The sequence below is a fragment of the Runella salmonicolor genome (assembly GCF_024158025.1).
GTDB classification, from domain to species: domain Bacteria; phylum Bacteroidota; class Bacteroidia; order Cytophagales; family Spirosomataceae; genus Runella; species Runella salmonicolor.
This window is the reverse complement of sequence record NZ_JAMZEL010000005.1, coordinates 177,319-196,831: the sequence shown is the minus strand read 5'-3', so window position 1 is coordinate 196,831 and position 19,513 is coordinate 177,319. Positions and strand designations below refer to the sequence as shown.

Sequence of the window (19,513 nt, the reverse complement as noted above, 5' to 3'; positions counted from 1 at the left end):
GGTAATTTTAAAAGCGCAATTGCTTTATAAAATATGGAAAAACTACTCAAAGAACTTCAAGATGCCGAGTTGGAGCGCCAAACGCGGCGGTATTTTCTGCAAACACTGGGCGCAGGAATCGGGTCGTTGGGATTTGGTTCATTGTTAAGCAGTTGTGGGTATTTTGGAAAAGAAGAGGCGACCTCGGCACCGCTTCAGTCAGCTGATGCCATGGGAGTAAGACTGCCGCAGTTTGCGCCCAAAGCCAAACAAGTGATTTATATTCACATGGCGGGCGCGCCGTCGCAGTTAGAACTGTTTGACTATAAACCTGAACTCGAAAAATACCACGGCAAAGACTGTCCAGCGGAATTTCTGGAGGGAAAGAAGTTTGCATTCATTAAAGGCGTTCCCAAGATGTTGGGGCCGAAGGGAAAATTTGCCCAACACGGCCAATCTGGCGCGTGGATTTCCGATTACCTGCCGTATTTACAAACCGTGGCCGACGATGTTTCTTTTGTCAAGGCCATGTATACCGACCAGTTCAACCACGCACCCGCGCAGCTGCTAATGCACACTGGAAGCGCCCGTTTGGGCCGCCCGAGCATTGGCGCTTGGACGGTTTACGGACTGGGTTCGGAAAATAAAAATCTGCCCGGTTTTATCGTTTTGGCCTCTGGTGGAAAACAGCCCGACGCTGGCAAATCTGTGTGGGGCAGCGGCTTTCTGCCAACGGTGTATCAGGGTGTACAATGCCGCACGGGCGGTGACCCCGTTTTGTACGTTTCAGACCCGCAGGGCATGAACCGCGACATTCGGAAGCAAACCATTGAGGCCATCAACGAAATCAATAAACAGACCTATGAAGAAGTCAAAGACCCTGAGATTCTGACGCGTATTAGCCAATACGAAATGGCGTTTCGGATGCAGATGTCGGTGCCAGAAGTGATGGATGTGAGCAAAGAGCCGCAGTATATTTTGGATATGTACGGCGTAAAACCGGGCGAAGGTTCTTTTGCTATGAACTGTTTGCTGGCCCGCAAACTCGTCGAAAACGGGGTGCGCTTTGTGCAGTTGTTTGACTGGGGTTGGGACACGCATGGCACGAGTGAAGATGGCTCGGTAGAAATTGGCCTTCATAAAAAGTGCCAAGCCTCCGACCAAAGCGTGACGGCGTTGCTAAAAGACCTTAAAATGAGAGGTTTGCTGGACGAAACACTCGTGGTATGGGGTGGTGAATTTGGCCGGACCCCCATGCAGGAAAACCGCGATGGACAGGTGCTACCTTACTCAGGCCGCGACCACCATTTGGAGGCGTTTACGGTTTGGATGGCTGGGGGGGGCGTTAAGAAAGGCTTCTCCATCGGAGAAACCGACCCGTTGGGCTATTATGGCGTCAAAGACCGTACGCACGTCCATGATTTACAGGCCACGATTCTGCATTTGATGGGCTTCAACCATGAAAAATTTACCTATCCTTTCCAAGGACGAAACTTCCGCCTGACGGATGTGGCGGGGAAGGTCATCAAGCCGATTTTGGCTTAAAGCAGTTAGACTTGGAAAGTCTCTAAGACTTTCCAAGTCTGAATCGTGCGTGTTTTCGGATTCTCAAATCCGAAAAGCTTTGGCAAGTTCCCTCGGCAGGTTGTAAGCAACCTGCTGCACGCACAGCATGGCAGTTTTAAATCCCGTACTTATCCAACAAATAAATAATGGCTGCCATTGACGCAGTGCCCAGGTCAAGCTCGCGTTTGTTGACGTTCTCAAAATTATCATTAGCAGCGTGGTGATAATCAAAATACCGTTGTGTATCAGGTTTATAGCCAAAAAGTACCGTGCCCGACTGCGCCAGCGGTCCAATATCGGCCCCGCCGCCGCCCGGCCCGATTTCGTGCAGACTGTACGGAGCTAACAAACTCTTCCATCCAGCTATTTTGGCTTTTTGTTCGGCTTTACCCACAATACCAAATCCCTTTGGCGTAAAACCTCCATTGTCGGACTCTACGGCCGCAATGTGCTTTTCGTTGTTTTGTTTGGCCAAATCGGCGTATTTCACACCGCCGCGCAGACCATTTTCTTCGTTCATAAACATCACCGCCCGAATCGTGCGCTTGGGTGTATAGCCGATGGCTTTCAGAAGGCGTAAAACCTCGATGGATTGGACACAGCCCGCGCCGTCGTCGTGGGCACCTTCGGCCAAATCCCACGAGTCCAAATGCCCGCCTACAACGATGATTTCTTCGGGCTTTTCACTGCCTTTGAGTTCGCCCACTACATTGTGTGAGTCAGCGTCGGGGAGGGTTTCGCAGTGTTGACGGAAAAAGAACGTAAGGCTTGGGTTTTCTTTCAGCTTCTCACTCAATAAGTTGGCGGCGTTGGTACTGATGGCTGCTGTCGGAATCAACGGTACGCCCGTGGCGTAGCGCATACTGCCTGAGTGCGGCACGTCATCCTGTAAAGTAGTGACTGAGCGCACAATGGCACCTACTGCGCCGAGATTGCCGGCTTCGGTGGCACCGTTGGCGCGTTGCTCTACGGCCCCGCCGTACGCTTCAAAGGTATTGAGTTTGGTGGGGTCCATGGGGCGGTTGAAAAAAACGATTTTGCCTTTCACTTTGTCTTTGCCCAGCTCGCGCAGTTGCTGAAAGCTTTTTACTTCAATCACTTCGGCTTCCACACCTTTGGGAGCGGTAGCGACCGAGCCCCCCAAGGCCGCAATAGGAACTTTGATTTTTTGCTTACCGAGTTTGATGTACGCTTCTTCTTTGGCCCCGCGTACCCAATGGGGTACTTTTACATCCTGCAAAAACACGCGGTCAAAAGCTTGTTTTTCCATCAATTCTTTGGTGTAAATAACGGCCTTTTGGGCACCTACCGAGCCGCTGAGACGTGGTCCGACTTGTTTGCAGAGATACCGCAGCCATTCGTAGGCCTGTCCGTTGGTGAGTACTTCGTCGTAGATTTTGCGAATAATGATGGAGTCTTCGCGGGTCTGAGAAAAAGCAGTTGTGCTGATGAAGAGGAGGAGGAAGAGTGATTTTTTCAAAGGTATTGCCAGTTTATGGTTGGAGAATCGAATGCACACAAAAATAGGGCTTTGTTTCCTAACTTTCCCATGCCGCAGTGCGTTAAAAAGCCCGGAACAGGATTTGAAAGAAAAATCTTACATTTGAAAAAAAGGAAATGAGATGACACAGGTTACCTTAAAAATTGACGACGCTTTCATTGAGAGTCTTGGCAAAGAGCAAATTGAAAAATTATTGCAGGAGTGGCTAATGCAGTACAAGAAGCGTTTGGCGTTGCAGGAAGCTGCTGACGAACTTTCATCCATTGATCTTGTTAATGACCCGCAGTGGCAGACCGCGAGGTTGCTGGCTTGGGAAACCTATAAACATACTTATGAGAATTTGGCGCTATGAGAGACGCAGTCGTTGACGCCAATGTATTGATGTCTATGTTGATTAGTGGAAAAGCTATCTATAAAACACTGCTTTCGGACTATACTTTTTTCAGCAGTGATTTTGCTTTTATTGAAATTGAAAAATACCAACGTATCATTAGGCAAAAGTCACGTTTAGAGATAGATATCTTTCAGCAATTTTCGTATTTTGTGTTTACTCATGTACATTTTATGCCCGGTTATTTAATTGATAATGATGCAAATAACAAAGCTTTTCAACTTGTCCATGATATTGATGTCAAAGATATTTCTAACGTATCCTTAGCTTTATATTCCATTGCTTACCCGTGATGCTCCGCTTTATGCAGGATTGCGCAAAAAAGGGTTTCGTAAAGTAGAAATGTTTGATGTTTTTTTCGTAATGCCTGACAAGGCAGTTCCGGTATAGCCTGTGAGAATCTTCTTAGAACGTTCTCACAGGCCTAAGAACTCTTATCCCTTCAACCCTTCCAATTCTTCCCTCACAAAATTCATCAACTCTGTAATGCATTCTTTTGAGAAATCGAACGGAATGTTGGCGGCGGAGTAGATGGCACTGATAGGGGCCGTGTAGCCGAGTTTGAGGGCATTGAGATAACCGTGCAGCCCTTTTTGCGGGTTTTGCTTATAATTCCGCCATACGCCGATGGCTCCCAGCTGCGCCATGCCGTATTCGATATAATAAAACGGCACTTCGTAAATGTGCAATTGCTTTTGCCAAATGTATTTTTTAAACTCCTCAAAACTACTCCAGTCGGTGATGGAATCGCTGAACTGCTCGTAGATTTGAATCCACATCGTTTGGCGCTCTTCAATACTGTGCGCGGGGTTTTCGTATAGCCAATGCTGGAATTTATCAATCGTAGCTACCCACGGCAGCGTTTCGATGATAGACTCTAAATGTTGAATTTTGGCGCGGCGCAGGTCTTCTTCGTTGTCAAAAAAGACGTTCCAATAGTCCATCGTCAACAATTCCATGCTCATGGAGGCCAGCTCTGCCACTTCGGCGGGTGGGTTTTTGAAGGAGTTGAGCAGCAAATCACGCGTGACGAAATTGTGGACGGCGTGGCCGCCTTCGTGCAGCAACGTGACCAAATCGCGGAGGTTGGAGGTGGCGTTCATGAAGATAAACGGCACACCGATTTCTTCCAGCGGATAGTTATACCCGCCCGGCGCTTTTCCCTTGCGCGACTCGAGGTCGAGGTGGCCCATGGCTTTCATTACACGCAGGTAATCGCCCAACTCGGGGTCAAGAAGGGTGAAACAGGTGATGGTTTTTTCCAACAATTCTTCCCCCGTGCTGAACGGCTTGAGCGGCGGGCGGTTTTGCGGGTCTACCTTAAAATCCCACGGGCGCAGGCTGTCGAGTTGGAGGGCTGCTTTGCGCTCGGCGGCCATGTCGTTGAGCATAGGCACCACGGCTTCTGCTACTGATTCGTGAAAGTTAAAACAGTCTTGGGGCGTATAATCAAAGCGGCCCAGTGCGGCAAACATATAATCACGAAAATTGGCAAAACCTGCATTGACCGCCAGTTGATGACGTAAATCGCGTAGCGAATTTAGTAATTCATCCAATTGGTCTTTGCTTTCAAATCGGCGCACCTGAAGTTTATTCCAGACCAGTTCGCGCAGGGCACGGTCGGTGGATTGGAGATAATCAGAGGCTTTTTGAAGGGTTACTTCCTCGCCGTCGATGTTGACGGTCATGGCTCCGACGATGGCCCCGTATTTGGCTTGCTCGGTTTGGATTTGGGTTTGAATCGGGATGTTTTCTTCACGAAAGATTTCAATCGCTTTTTTCATACTCCGCAGCGTAATGTCGAAGCCGCTGTCTTTCAATTCGCCCAAATAGGGGCTTTCCAACGCTTTTTTGTCCAACTCGTTGCCGTAAGCGGAAAGGTGGGGTTGGAAATTTTCCACAAAATCGTTGAACTCCTTTTGGTATTGCTCACTTGTGGTGTCGCAGGTCATGCGAATATAACGCCACGCAAAGTTTTCGGAAAGGTAGGATTCCAATTCGCTTTTGTCCAGAAACCACTGGCGCAGGTCATCAGCGGAATGAATTGCGCGTTTTTTAAGATTTTCGTAAAACGGTTGCAGTTGCTCCCACGTTGTTAATTCAAATTCTTCGCCCAAAAAGGTACGTGCGGGACGTTGAGGGATGGTTATTGCTGACATAAAGCTAATTTTGCAATGTTTTGGTTTTGTTCACTAACAAAGGAAGCCAAAAAATGGTTTTATTGAAAGCCGGCACCTGAGAAGCCTCAAATTGCTCGTCAGGTGAAGGAAGCGTTTGATAAACATTTCTATAAGTGTACTGGTCTTTGTTTGATTATTGTGACTTTAAAAAGTAAAAAAAACTATATAAGTATTTGATTGTTAATTGTTTGTGTCGATATTTTTACATTTGTTATTTTATATTTGAAATTTTTCATTCACCTATTTTATGTTGCTCCCTATTCTTCTTGTTGTCGGAACGTTTGTTTTTATGGAGGGCTTTGCTTGGTTTGCGCACAAGTACATCATGCACGGATTGATGTGGAATTGGCACGAATCGCACCATGTGCACCACAAAGGATGGTGGGAAACCAACGATTTGTTCGGGATTATTTTTGGGGTTGTGGCCACGGCCCTGATTGTGGTCGGTTCTGAGATAGAATCCCTTCGTTGGGTAATGTACGTGGGCTTTGGTATTACGCTTTATGGTATTTCTTACTTCATTTTTCATGATGTGATTGTGCATCGGCGGGTTAAAATCAAGTTCAAAACCAAAAATCGTTACCTAAACCGCATCATTCGGGCGCATTATGTACACCATAAAGTGCATGAGCGCGACGGCGCGGAAGCCTTCGGATTTCTATACGCCCCCAAAAAATACGAAAAACCGTAGGGGCGGGGCCGAATCGTGGGGCTGTTTACCTCGGCCCTTTTTCTTTAAAAGTCAAATAGTAGTTTTGTTGAGGGCCTTTCTTTTATCTGAAAATACTGGACAATTATGAGAAATACGTTTTATCTCTGCGCGTTACTTTTTGCGCTTTCAATCAGTTCGTTTGGACAGAAAAAGAAAAAAGTTGCCGCGACCAAAGACGCCATTTTGGTTTTTTCCAAGACAAAAGGCTATCGTCATGCGTCTATTCCGAAGGGGAGAGAAGCCTTAGTGCTGATGGGGCAACAGAATAAATTTTCGGTAGATACTACCGAAGATGCCTCCGTTTTTACGCTTGAAAATCTAAAAAAATACAAGGCAGTTGTGTTTTTGAGTACTACGGGTAATATCTTGGACGACACGCAACAGGCGGCTTTTGAGCAATACATTCGCGGTGGCGGCGGTTTTGTGGGCATCCACGCGGCGGCTGATACTGAATACGACTGGCCTTGGTACAATCAATTGGTGGGTGCTTATTTTTTGAGCCACCCCAAGCAGCAAAATGTGGATGTGGTAGTCCATGACCATACGCACCCTTCTACGGTGATGCTACCCGACCGCTGGAAGCGTTTTGACGAACTTTACAGTTATAAAAAGATAATATTAGGTATCAAAGTCTTAGCTACGCTCGATGAAAGTACGTACCAGGGAGGTGCCAATGGCGTAAACCACCCGTTTATATGGTACCGTGAGTTTGATGGAGGCCGTTCTTTCTATACAGGAGGAGGCCATACAGATGAGTCGTATGTTGAACCCTTATTTGTGCAACATTTGCTGGGGGGAATAGAGTATGCGATGGGTCGTAAATCCGCAAAGAAACCGATGTAAGGGGTTACGTTGGTAATTTAGTACAATCACGCGCAGTCGGTTCTTTATCCTAAAGAGCCGGCTGCGTTTTTTTTGGGCTTTTTTGAGGAGAGAATTCCCCAGTTTAACGGCTGATACGCGTTGGAATGCGTTTTTTACGATGAATAGAAACAAAATAGTAAAATCATGAAAACGAATGTATTACTGCTGGCATTACTCTTGGTTCAGGGAGTATCTTGGGCGCAGGATGGAACAAAATTTTTTAGTTTGGGTCTTCGGGCAGGGGCGAATCTTTCGCAGGTGAGAGGCAATGATTTATCACTCGGTAATAACGCCAACACCTGGCAATTGAGTGATAAAAGCAACCGAGTATGGGGAGCTACGGGCGGGATTTTTATGCGAATTGGCCGTACTTTTTATGTACAACCCGAAATTATGTTTTCCCAAAAAGGCGGACAATTTAGCCTGTACGATGGCACTGCCACCACTACCAAGAGTTTTAAAATGTCCAATATAGATTTTCCGTTGATGTTTGGGGTTAAAATTGCGCGCTTTTTGCGTATCAATGCGGGCCCAGTAGCGGCGTTTAATATTGGCAACAGCGGAAATTTGGAAGATGCTTTCAATGATTATACCAACGAAGATACGTTTGACGACGCTTTTCGTCGTGCATCTTTGGGGTATCAGGCAGGGATTGGAATTGACGTTGGTAAGTTGAATTTTGACCTGCGCTACGAGGGAAATTTAACGGACGTTGTTAATCTTAAATTGGATAACCCGCAGGCACAGGCGCAATTTGAACGCAAGCTCAATCTGTTGCAAGCCACCATTGGCTTTGCGTTTTAGACGACATATTTAAAGCCTAATGGCTTAATAAAGAAGGGTTAAAGGGGATGAAAGCAGGAAATTGCTTTGGCCCTTTAACCCTTCTTTATTGTATTCCTGAAAAGGTTATTTCTCAAAAACTTCTTTTTGCCCATTTACCACTTCGTTGGGCTTGTTTAGGATTTCTTCCTGCCCGTTTATCTCGTGCTTTTGTGGGTTTGGATTTGTTTGTTTATCGGGGTCTATTTCGGGCAGAACCGAGGGAATAGGCACCTCAGGTTGGTGTATCTCTGGCTGGGCCGGATGTGGCTTAATCTCGGGCGACGGGTGCGGTGGCGCAGGTGGCGGTGTGGGCTCTGGAGCTGGTGTTTGCATGATTTTCGTGTTTATTTTAGTGATATGTATGTGTAGAAAAATCAAAAACCCATGCCAGTCTTTTTGGGGAACATTTACCTCAAATTCGTTTTTTCTCGCTTTGGAATGGGAATTTTATTGAGAGGGTAATCAAAACAGTGAACAGCTATGCCTCCAATTCCTCAAAATTTTCAGTTGCCGTACGTTGCCCGGTTGGCCTTTGCCCTTATCAGTATTACGATACTGGTCTATTGGATGTATGTTTTAGATTCGATTATAACACTTCTTTTATTCTCGGTTATTATTTCGATTGCCCTGTATCCGCTTACGGCTTGGCTTGAGCGGAAGGGCTTTCCCCGAATGCTGGCCATTACGGTTTCTATTTTGGCGTTTTCGCTGGTTGCGGCGGGTATTGCTACTTTGTTGGTGTATCAAGTCACTGATTTTACGACGATGCTTCCGCAATTGATTCAAAAAATAAATGCCTCTCTCAACAAACTGCAGCTTTGGGCTTACGATAGGTTCAATATTCCGCCCAGTCGTCAGTTGAAAGAAATTCAAAAGTACTATCAAAATATGGCCGAAGGCGGCGGTGCGCTGGTAGGGACTGCTGTCACTACAACTACTTCTATGCTAGGCAATCTGTCTATTTTGCCCGTTTACATCTTTTTTCTGTTGTATTATCGGGATATGTTTCGTCAGTTTTTTTGTAAAGTGTTTGTTTCTGCCAAAAAAACACAAGTCCATGAAGTGCTTGACAAAATCTACGAAGTGGTACACAGCTACTTATCAGGGCTGTTTATTGTGACACTCATTGTAGGTACGCTCAATTCGGTCGGCCTATTGATATTAGGAATTCCGTCGGCGATTTTCTTTGGGTTTCTGGCGGCAATGTTGCTGATTATCCCCTATATAGGTATTTTAATTGGCTCTATTTTGCCCATTGTTGTGGCGTTAGTTACCAAGGATTCACCCATGTATGCGTTGGGTGTGGCGGGAATTTTCTTTTTTGTGCAAATGCTCGAAGGAAACGTCATCACCCCCTACATTGTAGGTTCAAAGATAAGTGTAAACCCTCTAATTGCCATCGTTGGCTTGTTTTTAGGTGGCTCTCTTTGGGGTATTGCGGGGCTGGCTTTGGCGCTGCCACTTACGGCCATCATTAAGGTGGTTTTTGATGCCGTAGATTATTTAAAACCATACGGATACTTGATGGGAGAGCCAGAAATCTCGAAAGAACGCGCCGTAAAAAGCAGGAAAGTACAACAAATCGAGCGCGAGGTGGTGGACACCATTACCGATACAACCAACGAAGTAAAGTCACTTTTTAAGAAAAAACGCGCTGGGAAATCGACTGTTTAGTAAAGATGGGGAAATTGTTGCCCATTCTTGATGTGGTTTCCCCACTTTCGGAACGGGACTTATTTGGCATGAAATTTTTGATTTCTAGGGCATAATTATGAAAACTTTATGTTTAATACTACACAACCATGGAAATCGAATCTGTAGCAAAGTATCCTAAAAGCGAAGTCGCCGGTATGGGGGCAATTGCCACGGAAACAGGAGTATCGTTTAGGGTTTGGGCACCCAACGCCCAAAAAGTATTTGTCATGGGCGACTTCAATGACTGGGACCGAAGTACCATTCCGTTGGTGCAGGAACAAAACGGCTATTGGTCGGTAGAAGTACCCGACGCAACCACTGGACAGCAATACAAGTATGTGTTGAAGACAAAAGCGGGACAATTGATAAAAAATGACCCTTATGCGCGCGAATTGACCAATTCAATCGGCAACAGTATTATACATAATCCTGCTTTTGACTGGGAAGACGAAGATTTTCGTATTCCGGATTGGAACGAAATGGTAATCTATGAACTCCACGTCGGCACTTTCAACGTCAAGGAAAAAGGAAAGCCCGGAGATTTTTATGGAGTCATCGAACGCCTCGATTATTTAAAAGCGCTGGGTGTCAATGCCATCGAAATTATGCCAGTTGCAGAGTTTCCGGGAGGGCATTCGTGGGGCTACAACCCCGCTCATCCTTTTGCGGTTGAATCAGAATACGGCGGTCCAACTGGGCTTAAAGCTTTGGTGAAGGCTGCTCATGCTGCGGGAATCGCGGTGATACTTGACGTGGTTTATAACCATTTTGGCCCCACCGATATGGACTTGTGGCAGTTTGACGGCTGGCAGGAAAATGGAATGGGCGGTATTTATTTTTACAACGACTGGCGTGCCAAAACCCCGTGGGGAGATACTCGACCCGATTATGGCCGTGCGGAAGTGCGTCAATACATTAGAGATAATGCCTTGATGTGGCTGGAAGACTATCACATTGATGGATTACGAATGGACATGGTGCCTTACATTAGGAATGTGAACGCAGATGAGAATCCTGCCAACGATTTGAAAGATGGGTCTAGCCTGATTCAGTGGATTAATTCTGAAATTCACAATCGGTTTCCAGGGCGTTTTACGGTAGCGGAAGACCTCCACTGCCTGGATTTTATCACTGCCCCCGTCGAACACGGCGGATTGGGCTACAGTAGTCAGTGGGATGGTGGCTTTGTGCACCCGATTCGGAAAGCAATTATTGACATGCACGATGAAGGCCGCGACATGAATGCGGTGGCGGAGTCTATTGTGCATCGTTACAACAATGACGCATTTCAACGCGTGATTTATACTGAGTCGCACGATGAAGTAGCCAACGGGCAGGCCCGGGTGGTACAGGAAATAGCTGGTCAGGACGATGTTAACACGTGGTACGCCAAAAAACGCGCCACGCTCGGAGTGGCACTGATGATGACCGCCCCGGGAATTCCGATGTTGTTTCAGGGGCAGACAATTTTGGCCAATCGGTGGTTTGATGACCAAGATCCCCTTGATTGGAATCGTTTTTCGGAATTTAAAGGGATCACAAAACTGCACCGCGACCTGATTCATTTAAGGCTCAATAAGCGGGGCTATACGCGGGGCCTTTCGGGGCAACATGTACAGATATTAAACGTAGATAATGACCGTAAGCTGATTGCTTTTCACCGTTGGAAAGACGGCGGCGCAGGAGATACCACGGTGGTAGTGATGAACTTCTCGCATCAGGCCATTGACAATTATTCCTTAACGTTTCCTGAAGAGGGAGTCTGGAAAATCAGATTCAACAGCGACTGGGAGGGTTATGACAGTGACTTTGAAAATTATTTCAGCTTCGATACCGAAGCCGTAGGCCATCGCGAGAACACCTTATTTGTGGCAACAGTGGCCATTGGGCCGTATAGTACAATTATTTATTCAAAAGAATAATGCATGTTTCACTTAAAACCAACCAAACAAAAAAGTATGAAAACGGTACAAACGCTCACAATATCAATGATGGTTTCTGGGGTACTGATGATGGCAGGTTGCTCGCGCGACGATAAGCGCGAAGCCGCCGACAGCGTACAGGACGCTCAGGAAAAAGTAGAAAATACGGCCGATAACGTAGCCGAAGATGTCAAAGAAGCAGGCAATGAAACGGCTGCTGAAATAGAAGCCGAACGCAAGGAAATATCGGCAAAAATAGAAGAGCGCAAAGTGGCTCTTAAAAACGAAATGGACCGGATTGACGGAAAAATCAAAACGACTTCGGCCAAAGAAAAAGAAAAATGGCAGGCTCGCCGCGACGACTTGAAAGAAGATATGAACGAATTGGATATGCAATTGGCAGAAGTGAAAAAAGACGTAAAACGCGACTGGAAACAGTTTAAGCGGGATGTGAACGCCAAAATTGACAAGATTCAGGAAGACATCGAAAAGTAATGCTTACGTAGCTAAAGCCAAGCTGTGACACTCACGGCTTGGCTTTATTTAAAACAGATTACTCAACGTTGAGAATATAAATATTAAATCGAAAGGGGAGAATGGAAAGTGTGAAAGAGTCGATAAAGATGCAGTTTAGAAAACTGTGGTCGCTGTACCTGTGCCGCCGGCAATTGTGCAAGCAGCTCGAAAAAGAAGTATTTTCTGATGACAGGCAGGCGTTTGTCCGGCATTTTTACAATGAAACCGATCTTTTTTTGAAGGAAGTTAGCCAGTTTGATTGGGTAAGGGGGCATGTGTGTCTGCCAATTGTCAAGGATTGTAAAAGTTTGCAGGATACCGATAGGCAGCTACTCAAGACCTACACTGGCTTACAGGCAGATGCTTCATGGGAGCTAGAATACCCAGAATTGGCTCGTTTTTTACTGCGTAATTTGAGCCGAATAAGGGCCTCGCTTCGATTATTGCGTTATTTGACCCCATCAGGATTGTAAACAAAACGATACTCAACATTTTGCATTACCTTTATCTTCTCTAAATTTTATTCATTTTACGCATCACCCACCGTCATGAAACTCAAAGGAAAAAGTGTGTTTAAATACACTGTCAATAATCCTACGCCCGTACAAATGCTGCTGCGGTCGAGGCGGCAAGAAGGGCAATCAATCATCAGAGAAGAATTCAGCATTGACCCTGTCATACCGTTTGTAGAATTTATCGATCAGTTCGGCAATCAGTGCCAACGAGCCGTTTTGCCCGTTGGTGATGTTACTATCACCATGGAAGCAGAAGCGCTTGTTGAGCCGGGTTTGGTTCCGCCGCAACCGTTGCCCGCGTATGTACCCGTAGAAGAACTTCCCGATGAAGTCATGATGTTTTTATTGCCCAGCCGTTATTGCCAATCAGATTTGTACGAAATCAACAATTTAGCCTTTGAAATTGTCGGAAATCTTGACCCAGGCTACGCCCAGGTAGAAGCCATCAGAAACTGGATTCATCAAAATATTAGCTACCAATACAACACCTCTAGCTCCGTAACTACGGCTTTGGATACTATTTACCAGCGCGTGGGCGTATGTCGTGATTTTACCCATCTGGGCCTTGCCCTAACCCGTAGTCTTTCGATTCCGGCACGTATGACAGTGGGGTATCTGGACAAGCTGGAATACATGGATTTGCACGCGTGGTTTGATGCCTTTGTGGGCGGAAAATGGTACACGTTTGATGCCGTACAGGCCCAAACGCACGGAAGCAGAATTGTGATTGGATACGGCCGTGATGCGGCTGATGTGGCGATGATTACGCAATTTGGAAATGCGCAGCTTCTATCACTTGAAGTGACAACGGAAGAAATAATGGACTGAAGAGTGTTGAGGCGCTAACTTGCCATAGAAGGCGAACAAGAAGAGGTATGGGCCAAATGAAGTCGCAGATTTTTGATGGCGAGACGTAGACGGGTTTTGACGGTTCCCAGCGGTAGTTTGAGGCGGTTGGCGGCTTCGATTTGTGTATAGCCGCCCCAATAGACCATCTCAATGATGGTTTTTTGCTCATAACTGAGGCGTGAGACCAACTCCCGGAGTTCGTTGTGCTCTATCTCACCAAATACCGTCTGATTGCTCTCAATCCAATGAATAGAGGATTCAAGGTCTTGAATATCATTGCGTTGTCCTCGCAAATAATCAATTGAGCTATTGCGAGCTATGTTGAGCATCCACGTAAAAAAACGTCCCTTTTCTGAATCGTATCGGTTAATATTTGCCCAGATTTTGATAAATATTTCCTGAAGTAGGTCTTGGGCGGGCTCTTCCTTGGCCACAATTTTGAGGACTACTCCGTGCAGCGCGTCTGAATAATTTGTGTACAGATAGTTAAACGCATGGCGGTCTTGGGTGAGAAGCCTACCGATTAGCTCGCTTTCTGAATAGATAAGTACATTGTTTTTCATAGGGCGATTCTTTATAAATAAATGGTGTTGAGTACTTGGTTAAGGCTAGGTTTATGTACTTAATGATTTGTTAAGGAGGGGTGTGGGTGTTAGGTAAAGTCTAGTTGCTATTTGATTGTAGACTTAACCTATCACTCACGTAGTTTCAAAGCATCCTGCTCCGCTTGGGTACTGTTGGTGCGTGGAGTAAGGGTCTGAATAATTTTGAGAGAACTTTCAATGTCAGCTTGTTGGCGAAGCAACACTCCTTTAAGCTCATCATCCGCTTTGATAGACTCGTCGTTGAGGGCTTTTTCGTATGCCTCAATGGCCGATTTGTCCCCAAACTCGCAAGATTCTAGAAGAGCGATTCGGTCATGCTGTTGGAGAGCTGCTTTAAAATTCAGCCACGTTCGGTGAATTATGCCCGCGGTTGTGCCGCCCAAGGCAGGCTCGCCGCCCATGTCCTTAATGTATGCGCTTAAAGTTTCTGAAAAATTAATACTCTCGTTGAGGCGGCTCGAAAAGAGCTGTTCCAAATCGGCATCTTTTGTTTCAAGAGAGGCCTGATGATAGCCTGCAATCCGATCATTGTTGATTTGAACGAGCCCATTAAGGATGCCGATTGTATCTTGTTGATTGGGATTCATGAGATGTTGATGCTGAGGGTGTTGTATTGCATCATAAAAATCAATACCCGCCCATTTTAGGGTAATATTGAGGAAATCTCCGCTGCTAATGAGGCGTTTCTGCCCCTGATTTTAGACATTTTGGCGCTGGCACTTGATTTTCTTGTGTGTTATCAGTTCAACAAGACTATTTACCTAACGCAGCAACATCATGGACGAATTGGAAAATAGCGGTCTCAAAAAAGAAGCGGAAAGAAAAGAGCTGGAAAAAGAGAGCGTGAGTGACGATAAGAAATCCCAAAAAATGTCCGCTCAAACAATCTTTTTGTTTGTAATAATCATTGGTATCGTGTTGATGATATTTGCGTATGCAAGCGGTTATTTCACGGCTGGAGGCCCCCAAGGAGACCGAAGAATGGGCCCCGTAAATGCGCAAGATTCAGCGATGGTCAACAAAAGTGATACCATCATTGGGAATTAATTATTTCAATACACCATAAATTCAAACTACATGAAAACGACCAAAGAAGAATTGCTCGAAGAAGCGGCAAAACACAAAGCCGAGACTGCCGAAAAGAAAGGGGAAGTCCTAAAATCAGAATTGAAGGAAAAAGTAGACGACGTAAAAATAGGAGCCGTTGATTTGGCCGAAAAAGCCAAAGATAAATGGGAAGATGTCAAAGATAAAGCCAAAGATGTCTGGGAAGATACCAAAGACAAAGCCGAAGAAATTGCCGACCGGGCGGCGGCTAAAAAGAAAGAAATGAAAGAAGATTTGAGCTGAAATCGGCCCGAAATCCCACGCTAATAGAACGATGCTCCAGACGGTACTTTTAAGTATTGTACTGGAGCATTTTTGTGGCCCAATCATTGAGCATTATGACGGGGATTTATGGGCACAATTGCCCATTTTATTATTCTTGTTTACCAAGAATCCACCAAGACAAGCGTCTCGGCAGTGAGCTAGCTAGCAGCATAGAAAATCCGTGAAAGTCGTCGAATTTGAACGAAAGAGAGGAAGGTGTGGAAAATAGCGGTAGCCGCGTAGATAAAAATGTATTTATCTAGATAATGATTTTTTCAATTTTGGTCATATCGAGCGGCTTCTCCACAAAACCGTCTGCGCCTGAAAGCAGCGCCCGATCTCGCAGGCCACTCATGGCAGTAATCATGACTAATTTAGAAGCAGGGGCTTTTTTACGAAATTCTTTGATTTGTTCAATTCCAATCCCGTCGGGAAGGTTGTTGTCCAGAAAAATGATAGCGGGTTGTTCTTCGGTTGCTTTTTGAAGTCCCTCGGCGAGGGTATGCGCCCTTAGGGAGACAATCCCGAAACGTTTTAATACCATTCCTAACAAAAGACAAGTATCTATTTCGTCGTCAATAATTACAGCCTTTTGATTAGAACTGGAAAAGGCCTTGTTACTCATTTTAGTTAATTAATTAAGTTGTTAATAAATACATTTTACATTTTAAGTTTACTGTGAATTGTCTAATCAAAAAAACCGTGCCAGACTATCGGAGGGGCAGGATAGAAGCTGCTCAATATATCCCAATTTGGGGAAAAGTGTCCACGGATTTTTTTTAGTGCCTGCATAATGTGGCAAAGTCAGGGGTGGAATAAAGTTTTTATTACTGCTTATGTCAAATTGTTTAATTTTTATAAAATCCTTTAAACGCACATTGCCATGACAAGTAATTCAAAAATAGTATTAGGCCTCGTTACCGCTGCGGCGGCGGGCGCAGTGATTGGGCTATTGTTTGCTCCTGAAAAAGGAACAGAAATCCGTGACAAAGTACGTGAAACCGCCAATGGATTTGCGTCAGATTTGCTGGATGCACTTCAGCGCGGTCGCCAACAGTATACTGAAATAAAAGACAATGTTGAAGACACCGCAAAAGAACTGAAATCGAAAGCAGAGGATAAAATCTCGGAAGTAAAAGACCGGGTAAGCGATGAAGTAGACCACGTCAAAAATAAAGCGCAACGTTACGCTTAGTGAATGAGATACCCATTAATTTCTGCGGGATGGCCTTTGTTTTGGCCATCCCGTAAAAATTAAAACCCCTGTTGAGCCATGCAAGTAATAGATTCTGCCAATGAGATTAAAGAGCGTGCAACCGATTGGTTTGACAACGCTTCCGATTATTTTGAAGCCCGTTGGAACCTGGGCGTTTTGGATATGTCCGAAAAAACGGCGAGTGCCGTATCAAGCCTTGCTTCGGTGCTTATTATAGGGACCGTCGGGACTATTGCGTTACTTTTTGTGAGTTTGGGAGTGGCTTGGCTCATTGGTGAGCGCCTCAACAGTCCCGCCTTTGGGTATTTGATTGTAGGAGGTTTTTATGCACTTGTATGCATTATCCTGTTTTTGGTGAAAGACAGTTTAATCAAAGTGCCTGTCGTCAATGCTTTTATAAAAAGATTTTATTATGAAAACTAAGCTCGAATCGTTGGACGATGTACGCGCCGAACGGGCCCGTTTGAAAAACCAACTCGCACTGTCGCAGGTGAAAATGCGGAAAGATATTACGGCCATTAAAACCGAAATAAACCCGGCGCGTCAGGCGGTGGGGGCATTACGTGATTTGTTGACAACCCCCAAAAAAGGATTGCTCAGCGTTGGGGTAGGTATCGGAGTGGATATTTTACTTAAAAGGGGTCTATTGGCGCGTGCTGGATGGCTACCGAGATTGGTTGTACCTTTTGTTGCACGAAATTTGGCCACCAATCTTATCTATAAAAATCGGACCTCGCTCCTTGAAAACGCCCTGATGTGGGTGAAAAAGAAGACCGAAAAGAAACCCGACCTAAAGACCGATGGGCAGCAAAAATTTTTGCCGCCCGCTAAAGATGTTGTGGCCAACGGATATACATCAAGCGCTGGGAATCAGGTTGTTCCCCCAGTTATCAGCGTCAATTAAGAAACCGAGCGGCTTCCGGAACCACGGGAAGTTGGCTGACCTTTACCCAAAATTTAATGAGGGTAGAGATGGTATCGTTAAAAACATCAAAAGACGAAGGCTTGGCTATATAGCAGTTGGCCCCCAATTCATAACAGTCGTTGATGTCTTGCTCAGATTTAGAGGTTGTCAGAACCACCACTGGTATTTTTCGTAAATGAGGTTCTGATTTTAAGATTCTCAACACTTCTCGCCCGTCCATTCGGGGCATATTCAAATCCAGTAAAATCAGACCTACCGAATATTCGTTATTACTGTGGCGAATATATTCAATGAGTTCAAGCCCATCTTTCACATAGACGGTAGGATTAACCAATCCGCAATCATCAAACACCGATTGGAGCAAAAAACGGTCATCGGCGTCATCATCAGCTATTAAAATCGTGGCTTGTTTGTTCATAAATTATTGACGGGGTTATCGCCAGAGTTTCAGGTAGGTAAATATACATGAAAAATTGAACCTTCCTGATTTGGTTTTGCTTCGGCAACAATAAATCCGTTGTGATTGGTCACAATCCGACGACAAAGTGCAAGGCCAATGCCAGTTCCTTCGTATTCGGTTCGGTTGTGTAAACGTTGAAAAATAATAAAAATCTTTTCTGAATAGATGGGGTCAAATCCAATCCCATTATCCATAAACGAAATACGGTGGTAAATGTTATCCTTTTGGATATCTCCTAGATTGGGCAACTCACTGCCATTGACTTTTTGGCAGTCGATTTCAATGATGGGTGGCGTGTCGGCTTTGCTGTATTTAATGGCATTGGAAATCAAGTTGTTAAATAATTGAAAAAGTTGAAATTCTACGCCTTGTACAGTAGGCAAAACTTCAGAAATAATTGTTACCTTTTTTTGTTCAATCAAATCGTTTAGTTCGTCTTTTACATCCCTAAAAACAGAATTCAGGTTTACCTCTTCAAATATACGTTCGCGCAAATTAGCCGTTCGTGAAAACATCAGCAAGTCATCAATAAGTTGCTGCATTCTAATCGCCGATTGATTGATTTTAAGAAGAGTGGTCTTGCCATCGTCTGTCAGCAGGTCGCTTTGTTTCATTTTCAGGCGTTCGCCAAAGGCCCTTATCTTGCGCAGCGGTTCTTGCAAATCGTGCGAGGCCACGTACGCAAACTGTTCCAGTTCGGCGTTGGCTCGTTCCAAATCGGTCAGTTTTTCTTCGAGGGTTTTCTGAAAAGCAATTCGTCGACGTAGCTCAATGTACAGGAGTCGAAAAAATACCAATAAAAACGCCAGTGAAACCGCCGAGAGCAGCAGCAGAAAAAAGTTGGTATTCTCATCGGCTTCTTTTTGCAGGATGCTCCGGTAGGTCAAAAGCTCCCGCTCTTCGTTGTCTAGTTCTTTACACAAGCTTCTGATATTTTCCATGTGATTTTTGCCGTCGCTCAATTTCACCGTGTCAATTCCGTATCCGTTGCGTGTTCTTTCAATATTAAATTCAATCAGGGTAATCCGCCGGCTTATTTCTTTTTTGATACTGTCTACTCTTTTTTGTTGGCGGGGGTTATCTCTTACCAGTAAATCCATCGACCTCAAAATTCCTTTCATACTGCTTCGTCCTTCGCCATAAGGTTGCAGATACTTTTCATCTTTGGTCAATAAATAGCCGCGTTCGCCCGTTTCGATTGTATTAATGGTGGCAAGTATATCTTTGTTTTTGAGTCTAACTCGGTAGGTGTGATTGACGGATTGAGTACGATTATTTGACTCTACACTGCGATCATAAGCCAACCAACTTAAGAAAATCAGCATGGCTAAACTAACCCCCATTGCTAAAAATATTCCTAAAAGAGCATTTCGTAAAATCATAAGAAAATATAATTGAGGTGTTTTGTCCACATATTTTTG

The 19,513-nt window shown here is 45.0% G+C and carries 24 protein-coding genes; 16 read left to right on the top strand and 8 right to left on the bottom strand.

What is annotated here, in order from left to right:
* Window positions 1-33: 33 nt before the first annotated feature.
* A complete protein-coding gene (locus NCI00_RS14250; RefSeq protein ID WP_253528628.1) occupies window positions 34-1,524 on the top strand; it encodes a DUF1501 domain-containing protein in 1,491 nt (496 codons plus the stop codon).
* 136 nt (window positions 1,525-1,660) lie between these two features.
* Here NCI00_RS14250 and NCI00_RS14245 read toward each other — a convergent pair whose 3' ends face one another.
* On the bottom strand, window positions 1,661-3,025 hold the full coding sequence (locus NCI00_RS14245; protein ID WP_253528627.1) for a M28 family peptidase: 1,365 nt from the start codon (window positions 3,023-3,025) through the stop codon (window positions 1,661-1,663).
* A gap of 142 nt (window positions 3,026-3,167) precedes the next feature.
* On the opposite strand from NCI00_RS14245, the gene NCI00_RS14240 reads away from it, so the two are divergent.
* Both NCI00_RS14240 and NCI00_RS14235 read left to right on the top strand, forming a co-directional pair.
* On the top strand, window positions 3,168-3,398 hold the full coding sequence (locus NCI00_RS14240) for a hypothetical protein (RefSeq protein WP_253528626.1): 231 nt from the start codon (window positions 3,168-3,170) through the stop codon (window positions 3,396-3,398).
* Window positions 3,395-3,730 (top strand): PIN domain-containing protein, encoded by a 336-nt coding sequence (locus NCI00_RS14235; RefSeq protein ID WP_253528625.1) that lies wholly within the window; start codon window positions 3,395-3,397, stop codon window positions 3,728-3,730. The genes NCI00_RS14240 and NCI00_RS14235 overlap by 4 nt, the downstream gene beginning before the upstream one ends.
* A gap of 141 nt (window positions 3,731-3,871) precedes the next feature.
* On the opposite strand, the gene NCI00_RS14230 is transcribed toward NCI00_RS14235, so the two are convergent.
* Window positions 3,872-5,596: a M3 family oligoendopeptidase gene (locus NCI00_RS14230; RefSeq protein WP_253528624.1), complete on the bottom strand. Its 1,725-nt coding sequence runs from the start codon at window positions 5,594-5,596 to the stop codon at window positions 3,872-3,874.
* Window positions 5,597-5,864: 268 nt separating this feature from the next.
* On the opposite strand from NCI00_RS14230, the gene NCI00_RS14225 reads away from it, so the two are divergent.
* The 3 genes from NCI00_RS14225 to NCI00_RS14215 all read left to right on the top strand — a co-directional run bounded on the left by NCI00_RS14225 (window position 5,865) and on the right by NCI00_RS14215 (window position 7,997).
* On the top strand, window positions 5,865-6,308 hold the full coding sequence (locus tag NCI00_RS14225; protein ID WP_253528623.1) for a sterol desaturase family protein: 444 nt from the start codon (window positions 5,865-5,867) through the stop codon (window positions 6,306-6,308).
* 105 nt (window positions 6,309-6,413) lie between these two features.
* Window positions 6,414-7,172, top strand: a complete 759-nt coding sequence (locus tag NCI00_RS14220) for a ThuA domain-containing protein (RefSeq protein ID WP_253528622.1) — start codon at window positions 6,414-6,416, stop codon at window positions 7,170-7,172.
* A gap of 165 nt (window positions 7,173-7,337) precedes the next feature.
* Window positions 7,338-7,997, top strand: a complete 660-nt coding sequence (locus NCI00_RS14215) for a porin family protein (protein ID WP_253528621.1) — start codon at window positions 7,338-7,340, stop codon at window positions 7,995-7,997.
* A 105-nt stretch (window positions 7,998-8,102) separates the two neighbouring features.
* Here the strand turns inward: NCI00_RS14215 and NCI00_RS14210 are convergent, their stop codons facing one another.
* Entirely contained in the window at window positions 8,103-8,351 is a 249-nt protein-coding gene (locus NCI00_RS14210; protein ID WP_253528620.1) for a hypothetical protein, read from the bottom strand.
* Between the two features lie 147 nt (window positions 8,352-8,498).
* On the opposite strand from NCI00_RS14210, the gene NCI00_RS14205 reads away from it, so the two are divergent.
* The 5 genes from NCI00_RS14205 to NCI00_RS14185 all read left to right on the top strand — a co-directional run bounded on the left by NCI00_RS14205 (window position 8,499) and on the right by NCI00_RS14185 (window position 13,494).
* Window positions 8,499-9,692, top strand: a complete 1,194-nt coding sequence (locus tag NCI00_RS14205) for an AI-2E family transporter (protein ID WP_253528619.1) — start codon at window positions 8,499-8,501, stop codon at window positions 9,690-9,692.
* Window positions 9,693-9,820: 128 nt separating this feature from the next.
* The gene (locus tag NCI00_RS14200) at window positions 9,821-11,635 is read left to right on the top strand and encodes an alpha-amylase family glycosyl hydrolase (protein WP_253528618.1); all 1,815 of its coding nucleotides are present in this window, start codon (window positions 9,821-9,823) and stop codon (window positions 11,633-11,635) included.
* A 36-nt stretch (window positions 11,636-11,671) separates the two neighbouring features.
* Window positions 11,672-12,130, top strand: coding sequence for a hypothetical protein (locus tag NCI00_RS14195; RefSeq protein WP_253528617.1), 459 nt, complete (start codon window positions 11,672-11,674; stop codon window positions 12,128-12,130).
* A gap of 101 nt (window positions 12,131-12,231) precedes the next feature.
* Complete coding sequence (locus NCI00_RS14190; RefSeq protein ID WP_166556563.1) at window positions 12,232-12,624, top strand: hypothetical protein; 393 nt, start codon at window positions 12,232-12,234, stop codon at window positions 12,622-12,624.
* 75 nt (window positions 12,625-12,699) lie between these two features.
* Entirely contained in the window at window positions 12,700-13,494 is a 795-nt protein-coding gene (locus NCI00_RS14185; RefSeq protein WP_253528615.1) for a transglutaminase-like domain-containing protein, read from the top strand.
* A gap of 14 nt (window positions 13,495-13,508) precedes the next feature.
* On the opposite strand, the gene NCI00_RS14180 is transcribed toward NCI00_RS14185, so the two are convergent.
* The gene (locus NCI00_RS14180) at window positions 13,509-14,078 is read right to left on the bottom strand and encodes an RNA polymerase sigma factor (protein ID WP_253528613.1); all 570 of its coding nucleotides are present in this window, start codon (window positions 14,076-14,078) and stop codon (window positions 13,509-13,511) included.
* Between the two features lie 131 nt (window positions 14,079-14,209).
* Window positions 14,210-14,707, bottom strand: a complete 498-nt coding sequence (locus tag NCI00_RS14175; protein WP_253528611.1) for a ferritin-like domain-containing protein — start codon at window positions 14,705-14,707, stop codon at window positions 14,210-14,212.
* Between the two features lie 190 nt (window positions 14,708-14,897).
* Between NCI00_RS14175 and NCI00_RS14170 the strand changes: the two genes are divergently transcribed.
* Both NCI00_RS14170 and NCI00_RS14165 read left to right on the top strand, forming a co-directional pair.
* Window positions 14,898-15,167 carry a hypothetical protein gene (locus tag NCI00_RS14170; protein WP_166556567.1) on the top strand — a complete coding sequence of 90 codons (270 nt, stop codon included), beginning with the start codon at window positions 14,898-14,900 and terminating at the stop codon, window positions 15,165-15,167.
* Window positions 15,168-15,197: 30 nt separating this feature from the next.
* Window positions 15,198-15,470: a YtxH domain-containing protein gene (locus NCI00_RS14165; RefSeq protein WP_253528609.1), complete on the top strand. Its 273-nt coding sequence runs from the start codon at window positions 15,198-15,200 to the stop codon at window positions 15,468-15,470.
* Window positions 15,471-15,750: 280 nt separating this feature from the next.
* Here NCI00_RS14165 and NCI00_RS14160 read toward each other — a convergent pair whose 3' ends face one another.
* The gene (locus NCI00_RS14160) at window positions 15,751-16,116 is read right to left on the bottom strand and encodes a response regulator (RefSeq protein ID WP_114067865.1); all 366 of its coding nucleotides are present in this window, start codon (window positions 16,114-16,116) and stop codon (window positions 15,751-15,753) included.
* A 258-nt stretch (window positions 16,117-16,374) separates the two neighbouring features.
* Between NCI00_RS14160 and NCI00_RS14155 the strand changes: the two genes are divergently transcribed.
* From NCI00_RS14155 to NCI00_RS14145, 3 genes are all read left to right on the top strand, one after another.
* Window positions 16,375-16,686, top strand: coding sequence for a YtxH domain-containing protein (locus NCI00_RS14155; protein WP_253528606.1), 312 nt, complete (start codon window positions 16,375-16,377; stop codon window positions 16,684-16,686).
* A gap of 78 nt (window positions 16,687-16,764) precedes the next feature.
* Complete coding sequence (locus tag NCI00_RS14150; RefSeq protein WP_253528604.1) at window positions 16,765-17,130, top strand: phage holin family protein; 366 nt, start codon at window positions 16,765-16,767, stop codon at window positions 17,128-17,130.
* Window positions 17,120-17,611, top strand: a complete 492-nt coding sequence (locus NCI00_RS14145) for a hypothetical protein (protein WP_253528603.1) — start codon at window positions 17,120-17,122, stop codon at window positions 17,609-17,611. Before NCI00_RS14150 ends, NCI00_RS14145 begins: the two co-directional genes overlap by 11 nt.
* On the opposite strand, the gene NCI00_RS14140 is transcribed toward NCI00_RS14145, so the two are convergent.
* Window positions 17,604-18,050 carry a response regulator gene (locus NCI00_RS14140; RefSeq protein ID WP_253528601.1) on the bottom strand — a complete coding sequence of 149 codons (447 nt, stop codon included), beginning with the start codon at window positions 18,048-18,050 and terminating at the stop codon, window positions 17,604-17,606. The genes NCI00_RS14145 and NCI00_RS14140 overlap by 8 nt on opposite strands.
* 29 nt (window positions 18,051-18,079) lie before the next feature.
* Window positions 18,080-19,474 (bottom strand): sensor histidine kinase, encoded by a 1,395-nt coding sequence (locus NCI00_RS14135; RefSeq protein ID WP_253528600.1) that lies wholly within the window; start codon window positions 19,472-19,474, stop codon window positions 18,080-18,082.
* Window positions 19,475-19,513 lie beyond the last annotated feature (39 nt).